Here is a 22,045-nt window from a genome sequence, read left to right on the forward strand (position 1 = left end):
GAAGGCGATCGAAATGACAAACCCGGTCACCCGCCAGGCGATCGTCGACGTGGCGATGGCCTGGCTCGGCACGCCCTATCGGCACCGGGCGTCGCTTCGGGGCGTCGGCTGCGATTGCCTCGGCCTCCTGCGCGGCGTCTGGCGCGAGCTCTATGGCGACGAGCCGGGAGAAATGCCGGCTTATACGGCCGACTGGGCCGAGGCGCGGGGCGGCGACCGGTTTGCAGAGGCTGCCGGCCGCCACATGGCATCTGTCCCGCCCGAGGCGGCGATGACGGGCGACCTGCTGCTGTTCCGATGGCGCGAAAACCTGCCGGCCAAGCATGCGGCGATCCTGATCGCGCCGGATCGCTTCCTGCACGCGCAGGACGGCGCCGCCGTCGCCACCGCCGCGCTGTCGCCCTGGTGGCGCCGTCGCGCCGCCTTTGCTTTCTCGTTTCCCGGAGTGACCGACTGATGGCGACCCTCGTCCTGCAGGCGGCCGGCGCCGCGATCGGCGGCCTGTTCGGCCCCGTCGGCGCGATCCTTGGCGGCGCCGTCGGCGCCATGGCCGGCTACGCGATCGACCAGACGCTCTTCGGCCAGAACATCGAGGGGCCGCGCCTCTCCGATCTCTCGGTGCAGCGCTCGGAGGAGGGCACGCCGATCGCTCGCGTCTATGGCCGCGCGCGGCTGGCCGGGCAGGTGATCTGGGCGACGCGGTTCCAGGAGGTGAAGCACGAGGAAGGCGGCAAGGCCGGCCCGACCATCACCACCTACTCCTATTACGCGAACTTCGCCGTCGGGATCTGCGAGGGGCCGATCTCGCGCATCGGTCGCGTCTGGGCCGATGGCGAGCTGATCGACCTCGCCGATCTGCACCACCGCGTCTATCTCGGCGGCGAGACCCAGGCGGCCGACAGCCTGATCGAAGCCAAGCAGGGCGCAATCGGCGCGCCCGCCTATCGCGGCACGGCGATGGTGGTGTTCGAGCGGATGCCGGTCGGCGATTTTGGAAACCGCCTGCCGCAGCTCGCCTTCGAGGTCTTCCGACCGGTCGGCGGCGTCGAGGACGAGATCCGCGCCGTCGTCATCATCCCCGGCGCATCGGAATTCGCCTATGATCCGCTGCCTGTCTACACGTCACGCGGCCCCGGCCGCCGCGTCACGATAAACCGCCATGTCGATGGCGCGCGGACCGACTGGGAAGCCTCGATCGACGAATTGCAGTCGCTTTGCCCCAATCTCGGGCGAGCGGCGCTCGCCGTCTCCTGGTTCGGCGACGACCTGCGTGCCGGCCATTGCACCGTCTCGCCCCGCGTCGAGGATCATTTGACGATCACCAGCCCGACCACCTGGCGCGTCGCCGGGCTGAACCGGAGCGCGGCGCGGGCGGTGAGCCGGATCGACGACCGTCCGGCCTTCGGCGGCACGCCGTCCGACGCGAGCGTGATCCGCGCCATCCGCGACCTGAAGGCGCGCGGCATCGCCGTCACTTTCTATCCCTTCCTGATGATGGATATTCCGGCCGAGAACGAGCTGCCGCATCCCTGGTGGGATGCGATCCAGCCGGCCTATCCCTGGCGCGGCGAGATCACCGCCTCGATCGCGCCGGGTAGGGTCGGCACGCCGGACCAGACCGCGGCGGCGGCGACCGAGATCGCGAGTTTCGTCGGGACGGCGGCGCGGACGGATTTCTCCGTCTCGGGCGGAGCGGTGCACTATTCCGGCCCCGATGAATGGACCTATCGGCGCATGGTCCTGCACGCCGCAAACCTCTGCAAGGCAGCCGGCGGCGTCGATGCCTTTCTCGTTGGTTCCGAACTCCGCGGCCTGACGACGCTCCGCTCCGACGCCTCGACCTATCCGTTTGTGGCGGCGCTGCGGGCGCTTGCCGCCGACGTACGGGTCATCCTGCCGACGGCGAAGATTACCTATGCCGCCGACTGGAGCGAGTATTTCGGTCACCAGCCGGCCGATGGTTCGGGTGACGTGCATTTCCATCTTGATCCGCTCTGGGCCGATGATGCCATCGACGCCATCGGCATCGACAGCTATGTGCCACTCTCCGACTGGCGCGACGGCTACGACCATCTCGACGCGGCGGAAAGCGAGAGCGGCCGCGACGTCGACTATCTCCGCGCCAACATCGCCGGCGGCGAGGGCTTTGACTGGTACTATGCCAGCGACGCCGACCGGCTGGCGCAGGTCCGCTCGCCGATCAGCGATGGCGGCGCTGGCAAGCCCTGGGTGTTCCGCTACAAGGATCTCGTGAACTGGTGGTCGAACCAGCATTTCGACCGGCCGGGCGGCGTCGAGGCGTCGACGGCGACCGCGTGGACGCCGAAATCGAAGCCGATCTGGTTCACCGAGATCGGCTGCGCCGCGATCGACAAGGGCGCCAACGAGCCGAATATCTTTCCCGATCCCAAAGTGGGCGGCGCACGACTGCCGCATTTCTCCAATGGCAGCCGCGACCCGCTGATGCAGGAGCGGTTCCTGACCGCCGTGCTCGGCTACTGGGATCCGGCCTCGCCCGATTTCGTCGCGACGAACAATCCCGCCTCCGACGTCTACCTCGGCCGGATGGTGGATCCCGCGCGCAGCTATGTCTGGTCCTGGGACGCGCGGCCTTTTCCGGCCTTTCCGCAATTGACCGATGTCTGGTCGGATGGAGGCAACTGGGAGACCGGGCATTGGCTGAACGGGCGGCTCGGCAACCTGACCACCATTCGCCTGGTCGAGCGCATCCTCCAGGACTACGGCTTCGAGCCCTACCGGATCGGCGATCTCGATGGCTCGGTCGATGGCTTCGTCATCGCGCGTCTCGGCTCGGCGCGGCAGGCGCTTCAGGGCCTTGCCGAGGCGCTCGGCTTCGAGGCGGCGGAAGCGGGCGACGTCGTTCGTTTCGTCCGGCGCGGTCTGCCACGGCTGGCGCTGACGCCTGCCGACCTGGTCGAGGAGGGCGAGCAGCCGCTTCTCGTCATCCGCCGTGCTCAGGAAACCGAACTGCCGGCCGAGCTTGCCTTCGGCTTCATCGACGGCGCGAGCGATTATCGCGACCGCGTCGTCGCCTCGCGCCGGCTGGAGGCGGCGGGGCATCGGCAGGCGACGCTTACGACTGGCATCGTCACCGACGATGCGCTCGCCGTCGCCTTGGCCGATCAGCGGCTGCAGGAAATCTGGGATGGCCGCGAGACCGTGTCGCTGGCGCTGACCGATCGCCGCCTCGCCATCGAGCCGGCCGATGTCGTCACGCTGCTCCGGCCCGACGGCCCGACGAGCTTTCGCGTCACGAAGGTCGAGGACGGGCTGGCGCGGCGGATCGAGGGGCGGACCGTCGATCCGTTCGGCGCGCCGGTGCCGGCAGGAAGCCTCACCGGCGGCACGCCGGAATGGTCGGCCGATCCCGGCCCGCCGGACGTCGTCGTGCTGGATCTGCCGTCCCTGACCGGCACCGAGGCGGTCGCGGCGCGCATCGCCGTTTTTGCCGATCCCTGGCCGGGGCCATTCGGCATTTCGATCGGGTCCGAGGCGGCCGGCTTCCCGCTGCGACAGATCGCGCCGCAGGCCGCGACGCTAGGCTCCATCGCCGCCGCCGTGCCGCCGGGGCCGGTCGGTCGCTGGGACCTTGCCACGACGCTTGATGTCGCCATGCCGGTCGGGGCGCTGGCCGCCCTGCCGGACGAGGCGGTGCTGAACGGCCGCAACCTGGCTGCGATCGGCAACGCGGCGGACGGCTTTGAAGTCATCCAGTTCCGCGCCGCCGAGCTTGTCGGCGACGGCCAATGGCGCGTCTCCGGCCTGCTGCGCGGGCAGGGCGGCACGTCGGATCTGGCCGCACGCGGTCATGCAGGCGGCGCGCGCTTCGTCCTGATCGATGTGGCGACACGCCTGCTCGACCTTGCGCCGGCGGAACTCGGCCTGACCCGCGCCCTGCGCGTCGGGCCGCTGGCGATCGCCTACGACCCGGATCGCTTCACGACGCAGGACTTCACCGTCGCCGGTCGCTGGCTGCTTCCCTTCGCGCCGGTTCATCTCCGCGGGCGCCGCGATGCGGCGGGCGATGTCGCGCTCACCTGGATCAGACAGACGCGGACCGGCGGCGATAGCTGGGACGTCGTCGAAGTGCCGCTCGGCGAGGCGGCGGAAGCCTACCGGGTCGACCTCCTCGAGGGCGCGACGCTTCGGGCGAGCTTCGACACGCCGGTTCCGGCGCTGGGGCTCTCTGCTGGAGACCTCGCGGCGGCGCTGAGCGCGCCGGATGCTGCCTTCACCGTCCGCGTCCGCCAGCTGAGCGCCACGGCGGGGCCGGGCATCGCAACGGAGATTGTCGTCCATGGCTGAGCAGACCGCGCATCTTGCGCTGCCCTATCTCGCGCCGTCGCAGGCGCAGAAGCACGTCACCTACAACGAGGCGCTGCGCCGTCTCGACGGGCTGGTCCAACTCGCGGTCGAAGCCGTGGATGCGGTGACGCCGCCGGGCGCGCCGGTCGAGGGCGAGCGCCATCTGCTCGGGCTGAGCCCGACCGGCGACTGGGCCGGGCAGGGCGGCGACCTCGCCGTTTATGCCGATGGCGCCTGGTGGTTCGCGACACCCGAGATCGGCTGGATCGTTTTTGACAAGGCGAGCGAGACGCTGCTCGTGTTGAAGGCGGCGGGCTGGACGAGCGTGTGACGGCGGTCTCACTAACCAGCCTTATCCAGGAAGCAAGACCCTCACCCAACCCTCTCCCGCAAGCGGGCGAGGGCTTCAGGCCGGAGACCGCCCTTGCTTCTCCCTCTCCCGTTCACGGGAGAGGGTTGGGGTGAGGGCCCTTCGTGAGGCAGCGCGCCCCTGCCGTGCGCGCAAAATTCCCAAACCGTGGAGACCATCATGAGCGATCCCTTTGCCGGGGCGGCGTCGGGCCTTTCGGGGCCGGCGACGCGTCATTTCGCCATCTCGCCTTCCGACAGCGTCGATCTCGCTGTTCGTCCGCGCGCGCTCGTCTTCCAGACCGATGGCGACGCCGTGCTGCGCGACGAGGCCGGCACCGACGTTACCTATGGCCGCTATGCCGGCGACGTGTTGCCGATCCGCGCCGTGCGGGTGCTGGCGACCGGCACGACCGCGACCCTGGTCGGGTGGATCTGATGCGGATGCCCGGTCTCGGTCTGGCTACGGGGGCGAACGCCGGGCGGCGGGTGGCGCCGCCCTCCGGCCTCGGCTTTCCCTTCGACGAACATCCGCTTCGCCTCCGCCGGCGCGGCGGCCGTTTTCTCACCGATATCCAGCCGGAGGCCCATGCGGCGGCGGCGTTCGCCGGCCCGAGCTATTTCGTCGACATCGCCACCGGCAATGACAGCAGTCCCGGCACCAGCTGGGGCGCGGCGCTGAAGTCGATCTTTGTCGCCACCCAGCTCGGCAATGCCGGCGGCGTGCCGTTCAACGTGGCGGTGAAGGCGGGCGTCTATCCGCGCGCCAACAGCTTCACCAATGCTGGCCCGATGGTGATCCCGACCCAGCCGGCGGCCTATCGCTCCGTCGGCGGCCGCGTGACCTGCTGGGCCGGCGGTGATCTCGGCTGGTCCGGCGCGCCGGACGGCACCTATGGCAATTGCTACGCGATCGCGCGCTCCAACGTCACCGTCGTGCTGGATCTTGCCGATGCCAATTCGTTCGGCGATCCGGCGGAACTGGTCCGGGTCGCCGATGCCGCGGCCTGCAACGCGACGGCAGGATCCTGGGCGCAGGCCGGCGGCACGCTCTATGTCCACCGTGCCGATGGCGCCGCGCCGACCAACGCCAATACCCGCGTGCTGCTCGTCGTCGACGCCTTCGTGCTCGATGGCACGGCCAAGTCCATCTATCTCGAAGGCTTCGATTTCCAGGGCGGCGCCAATGGCGGCGTCTTCATCTACGGAGCGGCCGAGCGGGCGCTTGTCTTCGTCGAATGCTCGGCCCGCTATGCCGGCGGCCCCAGCCATCTCTATGACGGCTTCCGCATCCTCGACACCAGCGGGCTGGCGCTTCTCGTCCGCTGCGTGGCGGCGTCGAACGCCAAGGACGGCTTCAACTTCCACTGGAGCTTCGGCGGTACGCCGGCGCTGCATCATGTGACGATCGATTGCCGCGCCCATGGCAATGGCCGCTACGACAGCCAGTCCAACAATGGCCTGACCAGCCATGACGGTCTGGTCGGCATCGATGTCGGCGGGCTCTACCACGACAATTTCGGCGCCAATGTCGTTTCCAACGCCGCGTCCCGGCTCTGGTGCCTCGGCACCGAGGCGCGCGACAGCCTCGGCGACGGCCCGCGCGGCGGCACGGTCGAGGCCGTCGATTTCAACACGCAGGAGACGACGACTTTCTGGCTGGAGCGGACACGATCCTCCGGCTCGTCGCGGTCGCTGGTCGCCGGCGACAGCTCCACCATTCGCCTGCGGCGGCATCGCGCCGGGGCGGGGCAGGCGCAGGTCACCGCGCCCGGAGCGACGATCTCGACCTATTGAATGAAGCAGTCGCGGGGAAAATAGAGAGCCCGCCGCTTGGGGGGGCGAAGCGGCGGGCTCTTTCCGGCTTTTGGCCGGCACTGAGGTGCCTTGGCATCTCGACTCGTCAACGTCGCCGAGTAGCGCCGGTTCCCCGCAATTCCACCTTTCCGCGAAGATTTTTTCATCGACCTGGAGCGGGGATCCGGCATGGCCGAAATCAGTCCGGCGGGGCTCGAACAGCTCGTTGCCGAAGAGGGCGAGGTGCTGCGCGCCTATCGAGACGTGGCGGGCGTCTGGACCATCGGTGTCGGCCTGACGGCGGCATCCGGCGTGGTGACGCCGCGGGCCGGCATGATGATCACGAAGGCCGAGAGCCGACGGCTGCTCGTAGCCGCGCTGAAGCGGCGCTACGAGCCGGCCGTCGCGGCGGCGATGCCCGGGGCGCCGGCCCATGCCTTCGACGGCGCTGTGTCGTTTCACTTCAACACCGGCGCGATCGCCAGGGCTTCCTGGGTGAAGGCCTGGCGCGCGGGCGACCGGAGCGCGGCGCGAACCGGCATCGAGGCCTGGAACAAAGCCGGCGGCCGGGTGGTCGCGGGATTGACGCGCCGCCGTGCCCGCGAGGCGGACCTGATCCTGGACGGGCGCCGCATCGTGCCGGAAGTGGCGTTCGCGGCGCTGCGGGCCGGCGACACCGGCGACGACGTCCGTGTCCTGCAGGCGGAGATGATCCGCGCCGGCCTCTTCGACGGCCCGGCGGACGGCGTGTTTGGCGCCGCGACGGAGAGGGCCGTCCGTGCCTTCCAGGCGTCGCATCCGAACCTGACCGTAGACGGCATCGTCGGCACGGCGACGCGCGCGCAGATCGCCCGCCTGGCCGCGGCGCGCAGGGCGCTGGTCGCGACTTCGGCCGGCGGGGCGCTGGCAACCGGTGGCACGGCCGGCGCGCTGCCTGCAGATCCGGCCGCGCTCGCCTTGCCGCCCGCGGCACTCGTGGTCGCGGTGGCGCTCGTCGCCATCGCCGCGCTCGTCTTCACCGGCTGGCGCTATCGCGATGAAATCCGTTCCCGGATCCGGATCTGGAGGTCCTGATGACCCGCCTGCCCAGCCTCAATCCCGTCGATATCGTCCTCGGTGCGCTCGAGGGGGCCGTCACCCGCATGGCCGGCCGCGCCGACAATCCGCTGACGCCGGAAATTGCGCCGCGCATCAGCAAGGCCATCGTCGAGGAGATCGTCGCCGACCCGGCGGTGATCCATGCGGCGAACGCCGAGCCATGGTACGTTTCGCGCGTCACCTGGGGGGCGATCATCGCCGCCCTGGCGCCGATCCTGGGGCTCCTGCTCGGCCATTCGATCTCGTCCGAGGACCAGGCCACGCTCGGCCAGGTCGCGGTGGCGATCGGCACGCTGGCCGGCGCCGGGTTGACGCTCTACGGCCGGTGGAGAGCCCGCGCGCCCCTCGGCGGAAAGTGATAGGGTTCGCGCGAAAGTTGCCGGCATTCAGGTCGTGTTCATATGAGGGCGCTTAGGACGGGGGCATGTCGAAGAACGTCATCGCAATCCTCTTTCTGGCTGCCATGTTCGTCTGGTTCGGATCGCCCGGATACGGTCCGACGGCGGCCTATGGCGATTCCTGCCTGTCGCAGGGCGAGGCCCGCCAGGCGGTGCAGAAGGGCGATGCCATATCTTTGAGCGAAATCCGTGGCTCGCTGGCGGGCGATGGCGGCGAAGTGGTTTCGGCGCAGCTCTGCAGGGCCGGCAACCGCCTTGTCTATATCGTCAATGTGCTTGGCGGTGGCGGCGAGGTGAAGCGCGTGCGCGTCGATGCGCGCAGCGGCTCGATCATGGGACGCTAGTGGAATGCGAATTCTCGTCGTCGAAGACGATCCGGACCTCAATCGCCAGCTCACCGAAGCCTTGAAGGCGGCGGGCTATGTCGTCGATTCGGCCGGAGATGGCGAGGATGGCCATTTTCTCGGCGATACCGAGCCCTATGATGCGGTCGTGCTCGACATAGGCCTGCCGCGCATGGACGGCATCAGCGTGCTGGAAGCCTGGCGGCGTGCCGGCCGCAACATGCCGGTGCTGATCCTTACCGCGCGCGACCGCTGGAGCGACAAGGTGCAGGGCATCGACGCCGGCGCCGACGATTATGTCGCCAAGCCTTTCCATATCGAGGAGGTGCTGGCCCGCATCCGCGCGCTGGTGCGCCGCGCCGCCGGACACGCCACCAACGAGATCGAATGCGGCCCGGTGCGCATCGATACGAAATCCGGCCGCGTCACCGTTGACGGCAACCCGGTCAAGCTGACCTCGCATGAGTACAAGGTGCTCGAATATCTGATGCACCATCGCGACCGTGTCGTCTCGCGCACCGAACTGATCGAGCATCTCTACGATCAGGACTTCGACCGCGATTCCAACACGATCGAGGTGTTCGTCGGCCGCCTGCGCAAGAAGGTCTCGAGCGACCTGATCGAGACGGTGCGCGGGCTCGGTTACCGGGTCGTCACGCCGGGAACGGCGTCCGCCGGCGGCGCCGACTGACATGCGCGTCAACTCGCTCGCGTTTCGGCTGATCGCCGGCGCGTCGCTCTGGAGCGCGATCGCGCTGGTCGTCGCCGGCGTGATTCTGACCTCGCTCTATCGCGACACGGTCGAGCGCGCCTTTGACGAGCGGCTTTCCGTCTATCTGAAGACGCTGGTCGGCAATCTCGCCACCCAGGCGCCCGGGCAGCTCGGCGACCCCGGCAATCTCGGCGAGCAGCGCTTCGAGCTGATCTATTCCGGCTGGTACTGGCAGATCCGCCAGGTGAACGGCCCAGTCCTGCTCGCCTCGCGCTCGCTCTCCACCGACACGCTCGACATCGCCAACGCCACATCGCGAAGCTCCGTCGACGGCGTCGAGCAGGCGACGATGACGGGCCCCGACAAGCAGCAATTGCGCGTGCTGCAGCGGACGATCACCTTCGACGTCGATCATCGCTACGACGTGCTGGTCGCCGGCAATGCGTCCGAGATGCAGGGGGAGATCACGGATTTCCGCACCAGCGTGGCGCTGACGCTCGCCGTCTTCGGCATCGGCCTCGTCGCCTCGACGGCGTTCCAGATCCGCTGGGGCCTCCGGCCGCTCGACCAGGTGCGGCGCGGCCTGGCGGCGCTCAGAAGTGGCAAGGAGCAGAGCCTCGACGGCCCGTTCCCGGCCGAGATCGAGCCGCTCGCCAAGGAGCTCAACGCGCTGATGGCCTCTAACCAGCAGATCATCGAGCGCGCGCGCACCCATGTCGGCAATCTGGCGCATGCTCTGAAGACGCCGCTCAGCGTCATCACCAACGAGGCGCGGTCCGACCACGGCAAGCTCGCCTCGAAGGTGGGCGAGCAGGCCGAGATCATGCGGATGCAGATCAACCATCATCTCGATCGTGCCCGCATCGCCGCGCGGTCGCAGGTGATCGGCGCGGTGACGGAGGTCGAGCCCGTGCTGGCGCGTCTCGTGCGCGCCATGCGCCGCATCCACGAGGATCGCGGCCTGACGATCGACCTGCATGCGCCCGAGACGGCGCGCTTCCGCGGCGAGCAGCAGGATCTCGAGGAGATGGTCGGCAATCTCGTCGACAACGCCTGCAAATGGGCGTCGGCCAGGGTCGCCGTCGAGGTCGTCTGTCTTCCGGCGACGGGCGAGATGGACGGCTCGCTGGTCATTCGTGTCGACGATGACGGGCCGGGCCTGACCGCCGAGCAGATGCAGGAGGCGACGCGGCGCGGCCGGCGCCTCGACGAAAGCAAGCCGGGCTCCGGCCTCGGCCTATCGATCGTCACCGATCTCGCATCGCTCTATGGCGGGGCCTTCGAGATGGACCGCTCGGCCTTCGGTGGATTGCGGGCGGAACTTCGGCTGCCGGCGGCGTGAGTTGGTTTGGAATCGCATTTCCGCCATGCTGATGTCGGATCTGCGAAATTGCGGTTTGGGGGCGTCCGCCCGGATCGAGCGGACAAACGGGGTGGTTGATCATGCGGCTGGGTTCATGGCTTGTCTTGGCGCTGGTTGCGACGACCCTGGCCGGCTGTGTCAGCACCGGCACCGGTGGCGGAACGACGGGCGCTGCTGGTGGACGGGTCGCCGCGCCGCCTTCGGGCGCGCTGGTCGGGGGCGTCGCCGGACAGTCGATCGGCCGCGGCCTCAACGATAGCGAGCGCCAGCGTGCCGAGCAGGCCGAATACCAGGCGCTCGAATATGGCCGTCCGGGCTCTCCCGTCGACTGGAGCAGCGACCGCGAGGGGTTTCGCGGCGAGGTGGTTCCGGGCCCGCGCTATCGCGTCAACGCCTCGGATTGCCGCGACTATACCCACAAGATCTGGGCCGGCGGCGAGCCGCAGGCGGCGCGCGGCACGGCTTGCCGTCAGGAAGACGGCGCCTGGCGTCCGGTCGACTGACCGCCTGAAACGCTCGGTTTCCCTCCGCGACAGAATGCGGCGTGCGCGGGCGCGGCTTAAAGGCTAGAACGCGTCCAGGAACAGACACATGCTTCTCTGGATCGCCATGGCCGTTTTGACGGCCGCCGCTTCGCTTGCCGTGCTCATTCCGCTGGGCAGGCCTCCCCGTGTCGTCTCCGCCCATGCCGGCGCCGCCCGTTCGATCTATCGCGATCAGCTCGATGAGCTGGCGCGCGATCGTGAGCGCGGGCTGATCGGCGACGCCGAGGCGGATGCCGCCCGCATCGAGATTTCACGCCGGTTGCTCAACAGCGAGCCTGGCGCGGCGGCCGACGCGGCGGCGCCCCGTCCCGCCTACCGCATCGAGCGGCTGGTTGCGCTGGTCGCCATCCCGGTCGTGGCGATCGGCACCTATCTCTATGTCGGCGCGCCGCAGCTGGCCGATCGTCCGGCCGCCGGCCATCAGGCGCAGCCTGCCGCGGAAGGCAGCGTCGACGACCTGATCGGCAAGGTCGAGGCGCATCTCGCCGCCAATCCCGAGGACGGTCGCGGCTGGGAAGTGCTGGCACCGATCTATATGCGGCTCGGTCGCTTCGACGATGCCGTGCGCGCGCTCGGCAACGCCAAGCGCCTGCTCGGCTCCACCGCCGACCGGGAATCGCTCTATGGCGAGGCGCTGACGCGGGCGAGCGGCAATGTCGTCACCGAGGATGCGCGCGCCGCGTTCGACCGGGCGCTCAAGTTCGATCCCGCCGATGTCCGCTCGCGCTTCTTCGTCGCGATGTCGCTCGGCCAGGCTGGCCGCAAGGACGACGCCGTCGCCGCCTGGAACGCGCTGATCGCCTCGGCGCCGGCCGATGCGCCCTGGCTCGCGGCGGCAAAGGCCGAGCTGGCGCAGTTCCAGCCGACCGCGACCGTCACGCCGGCCGCTCCCGTTTCGCCGGTCGCGCCCGGCCCGACGGCTGCCGATGTCGCTGCCGCCGCCGACCAGAGCCCGGCCGAACGCCAGCAGATGATCGAGGGCATGGTCGCCGGCCTCGCCGGCAAGCTCGATGCCGACCCGCTCGACACCACCGGTTGGGAGCGCCTGTTCCGTGCCTATATGGTGCTCGGCAAGCCGGACGAAGCCAAGGCGGCGCTCGCGCGGGCTCGTGCCAAGCTGAAGGAGCGGCCGGATCTTCTCGCCGTCGTCGAGCAGGCGGCGCATGATATTGGCATTGGCAAGGAATGATCGTTCGACATGACGCGTAAGCAGCGCCGCCTGACCCTTATCAGCCTTGCCGGCGTCGTGCTGGCGAGCGCCGTCGGGCTCGTCCTGTTCGCGCTGTCGGACGGCATCACCTTCTTCACCTCGCCCTCGGACGTGCTGGCCAAGCCGCCGGCGCCGGAGCAGAGGGTGCGTCTTGGCGGCCTCGTCGAGCAGGGCTCGGTCGTGAAGGAAGCGGACGGCGTCGTCCGTTTCGCCGTGACCGACGGCAAGGCCAGCGTGCCGGCGCGCTTTGTCGGCATCCTACCGGATCTGTTCCGCGAGGGGCAGGGCGTGGTGGCCGAGGGCAAGGTCGACGCCAACGGCCTTTTCGAGGCCGATACCGTGCTCGCCAAGCATGACGAGACCTACATGCCGAAGGAAGTCGTGGAGGCTCTGAAGAAGAGCGGCGAATGGCGCCCCGAGGAAGGCAACGGCCCCGCGCCGCAGGCGGTGCAGCGATGATCGTCGAGATCGGCCACTACGCGCTCGTCCTGGCGCTGGCGCTGGCGCTGGCCGGCGGCACGCTGCCGTTCTGGGGCGCGCTGCGCGGAGACGTCAGGCTGATGTCGGTCGCCTCGACCACGGCGGTGGCGCAGTTCCTTTTCGTCGCGCTGAGCTTCGCGGTGCTGACCTACGCCTATGTCGTTTCCGATTTCTCGGTCCAGAACGTGGTCGAGAACTCGCATACGCTGAAGCCGCTGCTCTACAAGATCTCCGGCGTCTGGGGAAACCACGAAGGCTCGATGCTGCTCTGGGTTCTGATCCTGGTGCTGTTCGGCGCGCTCGTGGCGATGTTCAGCGAGAACCTGCCGCTGAAGCTGAAGGCGCTCGTGCTCTCGGTGCAGTCCTGGATCAGCGCCGCCTTCCTGCTCTTCATCCTGATCGCCTCCAACCCCTTCCTGCGGCTCGATCCGGCGCCGCTCGAGGGGCGCGACCTCAATCCGCTGCTGCAGGATGTCGGCCTCGCGATCCACCCGCCGCTGCTCTATCTCGGCTATGTCGGCTGCTCGATCTCGTTTGCCTTCGCCATCGCCGCGCTGATCGATGGCCGCATCGACGCCGCCTGGGCGCGCTGGGTCCGACCCTGGACGCTGACGGCCTGGTGCTTCCTGACGCTCGGCATCGCGATGGGCTCCTACTGGGCCTACTACGAGCTCGGCTGGGGCGGCTGGTGGTTCTGGGACCCGGTCGAGAATGCCAGCTTCATGCCCTGGCTCGCCGCGACGGCGCTGCTCCATTCGGCCATCGTCATGGAGAAGCGCGAGGCGCTGAAGATCTGGACGATCCTGCTCGCCATCCTGACCTTCTCGCTGTCGCTGCTAGGCACCTTCCTGGTGCGCTCGGGCGTGCTGACCTCGGTGCATGCCTTCGCGACCGATCCGACGCGCGGCATCTTCATCCTCTGCATCCTCTGCGTCTTCATCGGCGGTGCGTTTTCCCTGTTCGCGACCCGCGCCGGCTCGCTCGGCCAGGGCGGCCTGTTCGCCCCGATCAGCCGCGAGGGCGCGCTCGTTCTCAACAACCTGCTCCTGACGGCGGCCTGCGCGACCGTCCTCGTTGGCACGCTCTATCCGCTCGCGCTGGAAGCGCTGACCGGCGAGAAGATCTCGGTTGGCGCCCCGTTCTTCGACATGACCTTCGGCCCGATGATGGTGCCGCTTCTGATCGCCGTGCCGTTTGGTCCGTTCCTCGCCTGGAAGCGCGGCGACATCGTTGCCGCCGGCCAGCGCCTGCTCTTCGCCTTCGGTGCCGCGATGGCGGTGGTGGTGATCGGGCTGGCGCTGATGGGGACGCCGTCGGCGCTGGCGCTGTTCGGCGTCGCGCTCGCCGTCTGGCTGATGGTCGGCGCACTGTCGGAGATAGGCTTCCGCACCAAGCTCGGCCGCGTTTCGCTGGCCGAGAGCTGGCGGCGCGGCGCCGGCCTGCCGCGCTCGGCCTGGGGCACGATGGTGGCCCATTTCGGCATCGGCGTCACGGTGCTCGGAATCATCGCGTCGACCGCCTGGAACACCGAGACGATCGTCACGCTGAAGCCCGGCGAGACGGTGACGATCGGCTCGCGCGTTCTCACCATGGATGGCTTCGTGCCGCTCAGCGGGGGCACCTATACCGGCACCGGCGTCCGCTTCACGGTTCGCCAGGGTGGCAACGTGGTCGCGACGATGGAGCCGGAGAAGCGCCTCTACACGGTGCAGAACATGCCGACCACCGAAGCCGCCATCAAGACGTTCGGCTTCTCGCAGCTCTATGTCTCGCTCGGCGACGTGTCGGCGGATGGGGCGACCGTGGTCCGGGTCTACTGGAAGACGCTGGTCGCGCTGATCTGGCTCGGTGCGCTGGTCATGACGGCGGGCGGCGTGCTGTCGCTCTCCGACCGGCGTCTGCGTGTCGGCGCGCCCAAGCCGGCCCGCCGCTCCGTCCCTGTGCCGGCGGAGTAGCGCCATGCGACGCCTGATGCTGACGCTCGGACTGATCGTGGCGGCGCTTCCCGCTTTCGCCGCCGTGCAGCCGGGCGAGATCCTGCAGGATCCGGCGCTCGAGGCGCGCGCTCGCGCGCTGTCGGCGGAACTGCGCTGTCTTGTCTGCCAGAGCCAGTCGATCGATGATTCGGACGCGACCATCGCGCATGATCTGCGCGTGCTCGTGCGCGAACGCCTGCAGGCGGGCGACAGCGACGAGGCGGTGAAGGCCTTCCTTGTCGATCGCTATGGCGAGTATGTGCTGCTGCGACCGCGCCTGACCTGGCACACGATCGTGCTGTGGGGCGCGCCGCCGGCGCTGCTCGTGGTGGGCGGCGCGCTCGCTTTCGGGCTGTTCCGCCGGCGCCGCGCGACGACCGCGACCGAACTGACGCCAGATGAACAGGCGCGCATCGAGGCGCTGCTGGCGCGCGAGGAATAACGGCGACCCGTTCCTCCGTCAGTGTGCGGATGTGACGGCTAACCGATTGAATTGAAATCGGTATTTTTATCCGGCTTTTGGCTCGCCAGCCGCGCCGTCGAGCCATTTCCCAACATTACGAACCTTTCATGATGATGACAGACGGCTGTAAGGTTGGCCGATGCATCTTCGGACGTATGAGCAGCGCCCCCCAGAAACGCTGCTTCCCAGATACGAGACGGAGACCATCATGACCGACCAGAATTCCGCTCCGAAGTCCCCCCAGACCCGCTTCCGCAGCCGCGCCCTGCTTGGAACCGCACTCGCCGCGCTGATCGTTGGCGGAATCGCGGGACAGGCCGTGGTGAGCTCGCACACGCCAGCCTATGCCGACGCCGTCCGCGTGCAGCCGTCGGCGCAGCTGCCGAGCTTTGCCGACCTCGTCGACAAGGTGAAGCCCGCCGTCGTCAGCGTTCGCGTGAAGTCGACCACCACCGAGGCCGATGACGCTTCCGCCGGCGGTCCCGACAGCTTCGGCTTCCCGAGCCCGGACCAGTTCCCGCCCGGCTCGCCGATGGAGCGCTTCTTCCGTCAGTTCCAGGACCAGCGCGGCCCGCAGGGCCAGTCCCCGCGCATGCAGCGTCCGAAGCCGCGCCAGGCGGTTGCCCTCGGCTCGGGCTTCTTCATCTCTGAAGATGGCTACGTCGTCACCAACAACCACGTCGTCGACGGCGCCACCGACTTCACCGTCACCAACTCGGACGGCAAGGAGTTCACGGCTCGCCTGATCGGCACCGACGAGAAGACCGATCTCGCGCTGCTCAAGGTCGATGACGCCCAGAAGTTCACCTATGTCGATTTCGCCAAGGGTCATTCCCGTGTCGGCGACTGGGTCGTCGCGGTCGGCAATCCCTTCGGTCTCGGCGGCACGGTGACGGCGGGCATCGTCTCGGCTCTCGGCCGCGAGATCGGCGCCGGCCCCTACGACGATTTCATCCAGATCGACGCGTCCGTGAACAAGGGCAACTCCGGTGGCCCGACCTTCAACCTGAACGGCGAAGTGATCGGCATCAACACCGCCATCTACTCGCCGTCGGGCGGCAGCGTCGGCATCGCCTTCGACATTCCGGCCGCGACCGCCGAGCGCGTGATCAAGGACTTGAAGGACCACGGCGAGGTCGTCCGCGGCTGGCTCGGCGTCCAGATCCAGCCGATCACCAAGGAGATCGCCGACAGCCTCAACCTGAAGGAAGCCAAGGGCGCGCTCGTCAGCGAGCCGCAGGAGGACAGCCCCGCGCTGACCGCCGGCATCAAGTCGGGTGACGCGATCCTGACCGTCGACGGCAAGACCGTCGAGGACGCCCGCAACCTGGCCCAGATCATCGCCGGCTACTCGCCGGACACGACGGTCAAGCTCGGCATCTGGCGCGGCGGCAAGGCCGAGGACGTCAGCGTCAAGCTCGGCAAGCTCCCCGGCTCCGAGAAGATGGCGAGCGCCAAGCCGGCTGCCGACAAGGCCGCCTCGGTTGCGGATCTCGGCCTCTCGCTGTCCTCGGCGCCGGACGGCAAGGGCGTGGTGGTTTCCGACGTCGATCCGAACGGCGCGGCGGCCGAGCAGGGCATCCAGACGGGCGATCTCATCCTCGCCGTCGGCGGCAGTGAGGTCACGCGTCCCGGCGACGTCGAGCGCGAAGTCGTCGATGCCAAGAAGCAGGGCATGAAGGCCGTGCTGATGCGGGTGAAGTCTGGCGACCAGACTCGCTTCGTGGCTCTTCCCTTCGGGAAGGCCTGAGGCACCTGCCTTGAAAGCCCGAGGGGACGCTGTGTGAGCCCCTCAGCGTTTCCTCTGGGCTTTGGCAGGCGGGAGTTATCCCGCCTGCCTCTTTTTTGTGATGACGGCGTTCTGCCCCTGGTTGCAAAAAGCGTCTAACGTAAAGCCATGCGAATCCTGCTTGTCGAAGATGATCGAGAGACGGCCAGCTACCTCTTGAAGGCGTTGCGCGAGGTCGGTCATGTGCCGGACCACGCGGCCGATGGCGAGGAGGGGGCGTTCCTTCTCGATGCCAACAAATACGACGTCATCGTGGTCGACCGCATGCTGCCCAAGAAGGACGGCCTGACGCTGGTCGAGGAGACCCGGCGCAAGGGCAACGACACGCCGGTGCTGATCCTCTCGGCGCTCGGCCAGGTCGACGACCGCGTCACCGGCCTGCGCGCCGGCGGCGACGACTATCTCGCCAAGCCCTATGCCTTCGCCGAATTGCTGGCCCGGATCGAGGTGCTGGCGCGCCGCCGCAAGCCCGGGGAGGCGGAGACCGTCCTGAAGGTCGGCGAGCTCGAACTCGACCGCCTCAGCCATCTGGTCCGGCGCGGCGACATCAACATCCCGCTACAGCCGCGCGAATTCCGCCTGCTCGAATATCTCATGAAGCACGCCGGCCAGGTCGTCACCCGCACCATGCTGCTGGAAAATGTCTGGGATTATCACTTCGATCCGCAGACCAACGTCATCGACGTCCATATCTCCAGGCTGCGCTCCAAGATCGACAAGGGCTTCTCGGAACCGCTGCTGCATACGGTCCGGGGCGCGGGATACATGGTACGTGACAGCGTTCGGTAAGGTCGTCCGCACCACCGCGTTCAAGCTGTCCGCGATCTATTTCGTGGTCTTCTCGGTTTTCGCCATCGCCTTCGTCGGCTGGATCACGCGCGAGACCGACCGCTTCTTGACCCAGCAGGTCCGCGACACCATCGAGGCCGAGATCGGCATCCTGGCCGATGAGGGCCTGCGAAGTGGCCTGACGGGCATCGTCGCCGCCATCGAGCAGCGCAGTCGCGTTCCCGGCGCCAGCCTCTATGTCGTCACCGACTCGCAGGGACGCGTCGTCGCCGGCAACGTCACCGAGGTTCCGCCGGCGCTGCTGAAGCTGAGCGGCCTCGACCCGGTCACGGTTCCCTACAAGCGCCTCGAAGGCGAGACGACCCACCATATCGCCATGGTGCAGGTGCTTCCGCTGCCGAACGGCTTCCGCATGCTGGTCGGCCGCGACATCAGCGAGATCGAACGGATCCGCGACCTGATCGGCAAGGCGATGATCAGCGCCGTCGTGCTGCTGATCTGCCTGGCGCTCGTCTCCTGGTTCTTCGTCAGCCGGCGGGTGCTGAAGCGGATCGATTCCGTCACCGCCACGAGCCGCCAGATCATGGCGGGCGATCTTTCCGGCCGGCTGGAGATCACGCCCGCCGGCGACGAGTTCGACCGCCTGGCGGAAAACCTGAATGCCATGCTCGATCGGATCATGCATCTGCTGCATGGTCTGAAGGACGTCTCCGACAACATCGCTCATGACCTGAAGACGCCGCTGACGCGCCTGCGCACGCGGGTCGAGACGACGCTGGCCGGGCCGGCGGACGTCGAGGCCTATCGCACCGCGCTCGAGGCGACGATCGAGGAATCCGACCAGCTCATCCGCACCTTCAACGCGCTGCTGATGATCGCGCGTGTCGAGGCCGGCTCGCCGGACGGAGCGCTCGGGCCGCTCGATTTGGCGCAGATCGCCGCCGACGTCGTGGAGTTCTACGAGCCGGTCGCGGAGGAGGCCGGGGTCACGCTCACCCTTTCCGCCGAGGGGCCGCTGCCGTTGAGCGGCAGCCGCGAACTGATCAGCCAGGCTCTCGCCAACCTGCTCGACAACGCGATCAAGTATGTCGCGAGCGGCGAACCCGTCGTGGAGGCTCCGACGGTGGCGGTGACGGCGCGGCAGGTCGAGAACGAGATCGTCGTCTCGGTCGCCGACAATGGCCCAGGAATTCCGGAGGCCGAGCGGGTGCGCGTGCTGCAACGCTTCGTCCGCCTTGAAAAGAGTCGTTCACAGCCGGGGAGCGGCCTCGGGCTCAGCCTTGTCGACGCCGTCGTGAAGCTACACCATGGTACGGTCGCCCTGGGCGATGCCGGACCGGGGCTTGTCGTGACGTTGCGTTTCCCGGCCGAGAACTGAAGGACCGGATGATGGAAGCCAATACTTCGCGGTCGACGGCCGGCTCGGCCGGATCATCGCTTGCCGCCTCCATCCAGGCCGATATCCGTCCTCCCAAGGCGGCGCGGGCGCGCGAGATCCTGCAGGACCTGCAGGCCGCGGCCAAGGAGGCCGGCGTCGGTCCCGCCTTTTCCGAATTGCTGCAGGCCGACAAGAAGCTCGGCTCGTTCCTGGCCGCCGTATTCGACGCCTCGCCCTTCCTGCGCGAGACGGCCCTCTACGATCTGCCGCGCCTGGTCGCGATCCTCGCCGGCAATCCGGACGAGCATTTTCCCCGCTTGATGGCCGAGGTCGCCGCATCCTGGCGCGACACCGACGAGGCGGCGCTGATGACGCGGCTGCGTCAGGCGCGCGCCGAAGTGGCGCTTCTGGTCGGTCTCGCCGATCTCGGCGGGCTCTGGCCGGTCGAGCGCGTTACCGGCGCGCTGACCTCCTTTGCCGAAGCCGCGGTCGGCGCCACGACGGATTTCCTACTGGCCGATGCGCACGCTGCGGGCAAGCTGACCCTGCTTCATCCGGACGAGCCGTCGCGCGGATCGGGCTGGATCCTGATCGGCATGGGCAAGTGCGGCGCGCGCGAGCTCAACTATTCGAGCGATATCGACCTGATCGTGCTGTTCGACCGCGAGCGGGCCGTGGTCGCCGACCCCGACGAGATCGGCGCGCTGTTCGTGAAGATGACGCGCCGGCTGGTGAAGATCCTGCAGGAGCGCACCAGCGACGGCTACGTCTTCCGCACCGACCTGCGCCTGCGGCCGGATCCGGGCTCGACCCAGGTCGCGATCTCGACCAGCGCCGCCTTCCTCTATTACGAGGCAAGCGGCCAGAACTGGGAACGCGCCGCCATGATCAAGGCGCGGCCCTTCGCCGGCGACATCGAGGGCGGCGACCAGTTCCTGGCGGAGCTGGCCCCGTTCATCTGGCGCAAATATCTTGATTTCGCCGCCATCGCCGACATCCATTCGATCAAGCGCCAGATCCACGATCACCGTGGCCATGAGTCGGTGGCGGTCGCCGGCCACAACATCAAGCTCGGCCGCGGCGGCATCCGCGAGATCGAGTTCTTCGTCCAGACCCAGCAGCTGATCGCGGGCGGACGCGACCGCGAACTGCGCGGCCGCCGCACGCTCGACATGCTGGAGATACTCCGCGCCAAGGGCTGGATCGCCGACGAGGCGGCCGACGACCTCGCGCGCTGCTACCGCTTCCTGCGCGCCATCGAGCATCGCCTGCAGATGATCGCCGACGAGCAGACGCACACGCTGCCGGAGAGCGAGGAGGGGCTCGACGTCGTCTCCCGGCTGATGGGCTTCAAGACGGTGAAGGCGTTCTCCAAGGCGCTGGTGGAAACGCTGGAGACCGTGCGCGATCACTATATCCAGCTGTTCGAGGCGGCGCCGCCGCTGTCCTCGGCGATGGGCAGCCTGGTCTTCACCGGCGACGACGAGGACCCGGAAACGGTCGCGACGCTGGCGAGCCTTGGCTATCACAATCCGCGCGAGGTGAGCCGCACCATCCGCGGCTGGCATTTCGGCCGCTATGCGGCGATGCGCTCCGCCGCCGCGCGCGAGCGGCTGACGGAGATCACGCCGGCGCTGCTCGAGGCCTTCGCCACGACCGACAATGCCGATGCGGCCTTTAACGCCTTCGACCGCTTCCTCGCCCGTCTGCCGGCCGGCGTGCAGCTTTTCGCGCTGCTCGGCTCCAATCCCGGCCTCCTGAACCTGCTCGCCACCATCATGGGCACGGCGCCCCGGCTCGCCGAGATCGTCACGGCGCGTCCGCATGTGCTCGACGCCGTGCTGGATCCCGCCTTCTTCGGCCGTCTGCCGGACAAGGCGACGCTGACGGCGCGGCTGAAGGACATGCTGGCCGAGGCGGCGTCGCTGGAGGACGTGCTCGACCGCGCGCGCATCTTCGGCAAGGAGCAGGGCTTCCTGATCGGCGTCCGCGTCATCGCTGGTTCGGTCAGCACGCGCGCCGCCAGCATCGCCTATTCTGACCTCGCCGACCTGCTGGTGTCGACTCTGCTCGATCACGTCAAGGCGGCGCTGGAGGCGCAGCATGGCCGCATCGCCGGCAGCCGCATCGCGCTGCTTGCGATGGGCAAGTTTGGCGGTCGCGAGATGACCGCGTCCTCCGACCTCGATCTGATCCTGCTCTATGATTTCGCCGAGTCGGAAACCGGCTCCGACGGTGCCCGCCCGCTCACCGGCAGCCAGTACTATGCCCGCCTGACCCAGCGCCTGATCGCGGCGCTGTCGGCGCCCACGGCGGAGGGCTCGCTCTACGAGGTCGATTTCCGCCTGCGCCCGTCCGGCAATTCCGGCCCTCTCGCCACCCACATCCGCTCCTTCGTCGAGTACCAGACCAAGGAAGCGTGGACCTGGGAACATATGGCGCTGACGCGGGCGCGGCCGGTACATGGCGACGCATCGCTGATCGCCGAGGCCGTCGAGAACATCCGCGCCATCCTGTCGTCGCCACATGACGCCAGGAAGGTCGAGCGCGACGTCCTGGAAATGCGTCAGCTGCTCGAGGAGGAAAAGACCGCCGAGGGTCCGTGGGACCTGAAGCAGGTGCCGGGTGGCCAGGTCGATATCGAATTCATCGCGCAGTACCTGCAACTCGTGCACGGCGCCGCCCATCCCGCGATCCTCGATGTCGAGACGGAGACGGTGCTGGCCGCGGCCTCGCGCGCGGGCATCCTGCCGGCGACCGAGGCGGAGATCCTGCTGCCGGCTCTGCGGCTCTACCAGCGGCTGGTGCTGATCCTCCGGCTCTGCGTCGATGGGCCGTTCCGGGCGAGCGAGGCGCCGCGCGGCTTGCTGGACCTGCTATCACGGGCGGGGGAACTCCCAGACTTCACCACGCTCGACGCCCATGTGCAGGCAACGCAGAAGGATGTCCGCGCCTCGTTCGAACGGATCATCGGCAAGGTGCGAAAGAGCAAGAAGGCCTAGCTGCCGCGCGTCCCTGCGGGCAGCTCG

General features: G+C 68.4%; 19 protein-coding genes. All 19 read left to right on the forward strand.

The window, feature by feature from the left end:
• The first annotated feature begins 13 nt into the window (after nucleotides 1–13).
• The 19 genes from WFK98_RS04995 to WFK98_RS05085 all read left to right on the forward strand — a co-directional run bounded on the left by WFK98_RS04995 (nucleotide 14) and on the right by WFK98_RS05085 (nucleotide 22,018).
• Nucleotides 14–457: an NlpC/P60 family protein gene (locus WFK98_RS04995; protein WP_336799465.1), complete on the forward strand. Its 444-nt coding sequence runs from the start codon at nucleotides 14–16 to the stop codon at nucleotides 455–457.
• Nucleotides 457–4,326, forward strand: a complete 3,870-nt coding sequence (locus tag WFK98_RS05000) for a baseplate multidomain protein megatron (RefSeq protein ID WP_336799466.1) — start codon at nucleotides 457–459, stop codon at nucleotides 4,324–4,326. The genes WFK98_RS04995 and WFK98_RS05000 overlap by 1 nt, the downstream gene beginning before the upstream one ends.
• Nucleotides 4,319–4,657: a DUF2793 domain-containing protein gene (locus tag WFK98_RS05005; protein WP_336799467.1), complete on the forward strand. Its 339-nt coding sequence runs from the start codon at nucleotides 4,319–4,321 to the stop codon at nucleotides 4,655–4,657. The genes WFK98_RS05000 and WFK98_RS05005 overlap by 8 nt, the downstream gene beginning before the upstream one ends.
• Before the next feature lie 198 nt (nucleotides 4,658–4,855).
• Nucleotides 4,856–5,113, forward strand: a complete 258-nt coding sequence (locus WFK98_RS05010) for a spike base protein, RCAP_Rcc01079 family (protein ID WP_266339411.1) — start codon at nucleotides 4,856–4,858, stop codon at nucleotides 5,111–5,113.
• A 5-nt stretch (nucleotides 5,114–5,118) separates the two neighbouring features.
• Nucleotides 5,119–6,471 (forward strand): hypothetical protein, encoded by a 1,353-nt coding sequence (locus WFK98_RS05015; protein ID WP_336799468.1) that lies wholly within the window; start codon nucleotides 5,119–5,121, stop codon nucleotides 6,469–6,471.
• Nucleotides 6,472–6,660: 189 nt separating this feature from the next.
• The gene (locus WFK98_RS05020) at nucleotides 6,661–7,545 is read left to right on the forward strand and encodes a glycoside hydrolase family protein (RefSeq protein ID WP_336799469.1); all 885 of its coding nucleotides are present in this window, start codon (nucleotides 6,661–6,663) and stop codon (nucleotides 7,543–7,545) included.
• Nucleotides 7,545–7,928, forward strand: coding sequence for a hypothetical protein (locus WFK98_RS05025; RefSeq protein WP_336799470.1), 384 nt, complete (start codon nucleotides 7,545–7,547; stop codon nucleotides 7,926–7,928). The genes WFK98_RS05020 and WFK98_RS05025 overlap by 1 nt, the downstream gene beginning before the upstream one ends.
• A 65-nt stretch (nucleotides 7,929–7,993) precedes the next feature.
• On the forward strand, nucleotides 7,994–8,311 hold the full coding sequence (locus WFK98_RS05030) for a PepSY domain-containing protein (protein ID WP_266339415.1): 318 nt from the start codon (nucleotides 7,994–7,996) through the stop codon (nucleotides 8,309–8,311).
• A gap of 4 nt (nucleotides 8,312–8,315) precedes the next feature.
• Nucleotides 8,316–9,002: a response regulator transcription factor gene (locus WFK98_RS05035; RefSeq protein WP_336799471.1), complete on the forward strand. Its 687-nt coding sequence runs from the start codon at nucleotides 8,316–8,318 to the stop codon at nucleotides 9,000–9,002.
• 1 nt (nucleotide 9,003) lies between these two features.
• Entirely contained in the window at nucleotides 9,004–10,365 is a 1,362-nt protein-coding gene (locus tag WFK98_RS05040) for an ATP-binding protein (protein WP_336799472.1), read from the forward strand.
• 101 nt (nucleotides 10,366–10,466) lie between these two features.
• On the forward strand, nucleotides 10,467–10,889 hold the full coding sequence (locus tag WFK98_RS05045; RefSeq protein ID WP_266339418.1) for a hypothetical protein: 423 nt from the start codon (nucleotides 10,467–10,469) through the stop codon (nucleotides 10,887–10,889).
• 88 nt (nucleotides 10,890–10,977) lie between these two features.
• The gene (gene ccmI / locus WFK98_RS05050; protein ID WP_336799473.1) at nucleotides 10,978–12,120 is read left to right on the forward strand and encodes a c-type cytochrome biogenesis protein CcmI; all 1,143 of its coding nucleotides are present in this window, start codon (nucleotides 10,978–10,980) and stop codon (nucleotides 12,118–12,120) included.
• A gap of 9 nt (nucleotides 12,121–12,129) precedes the next feature.
• On the forward strand, nucleotides 12,130–12,600 hold the full coding sequence (gene ccmE, locus WFK98_RS05055; RefSeq protein ID WP_266339420.1) for a cytochrome c maturation protein CcmE: 471 nt from the start codon (nucleotides 12,130–12,132) through the stop codon (nucleotides 12,598–12,600).
• Complete coding sequence (locus tag WFK98_RS05060; RefSeq protein ID WP_336799474.1) at nucleotides 12,597–14,576, forward strand: heme lyase CcmF/NrfE family subunit; 1,980 nt, start codon at nucleotides 12,597–12,599, stop codon at nucleotides 14,574–14,576. The genes ccmE and WFK98_RS05060 overlap by 4 nt, the downstream gene beginning before the upstream one ends.
• 4 nt (nucleotides 14,577–14,580) lie before the next feature.
• Complete coding sequence (locus WFK98_RS05065; RefSeq protein WP_266339422.1) at nucleotides 14,581–15,039, forward strand: cytochrome c-type biogenesis protein; 459 nt, start codon at nucleotides 14,581–14,583, stop codon at nucleotides 15,037–15,039.
• Nucleotides 15,040–15,268: 229 nt separating this feature from the next.
• A complete protein-coding gene (locus WFK98_RS05070) occupies nucleotides 15,269–16,810 on the forward strand; it encodes a Do family serine endopeptidase (protein ID WP_266339423.1) in 1,542 nt (513 codons plus the stop codon).
• Nucleotides 16,811–16,957: 147 nt separating this feature from the next.
• Nucleotides 16,958–17,638 (forward strand): response regulator transcription factor, encoded by a 681-nt coding sequence (locus tag WFK98_RS05075; protein ID WP_266339424.1) that lies wholly within the window; start codon nucleotides 16,958–16,960, stop codon nucleotides 17,636–17,638.
• Nucleotides 17,622–19,016 carry an ATP-binding protein gene (locus tag WFK98_RS05080; protein ID WP_336799475.1) on the forward strand — a complete coding sequence of 465 codons (1,395 nt, stop codon included), beginning with the start codon at nucleotides 17,622–17,624 and terminating at the stop codon, nucleotides 19,014–19,016. The genes WFK98_RS05075 and WFK98_RS05080 overlap by 17 nt, the downstream gene beginning before the upstream one ends.
• Before the next feature lie 11 nt (nucleotides 19,017–19,027).
• Complete coding sequence (locus WFK98_RS05085) at nucleotides 19,028–22,018, forward strand: bifunctional [glutamine synthetase] adenylyltransferase/[glutamine synthetase]-adenylyl-L-tyrosine phosphorylase (RefSeq protein WP_336799476.1); 2,991 nt, start codon at nucleotides 19,028–19,030, stop codon at nucleotides 22,016–22,018.
• Nucleotides 22,019–22,045 lie beyond the last annotated feature (27 nt).

It is taken from the genome of Kaistia sp. MMO-174 (genome assembly GCF_037147815.1).
GTDB lineage: Bacteria > Pseudomonadota > Alphaproteobacteria > Rhizobiales > Kaistiaceae > Kaistia > Kaistia nematophila.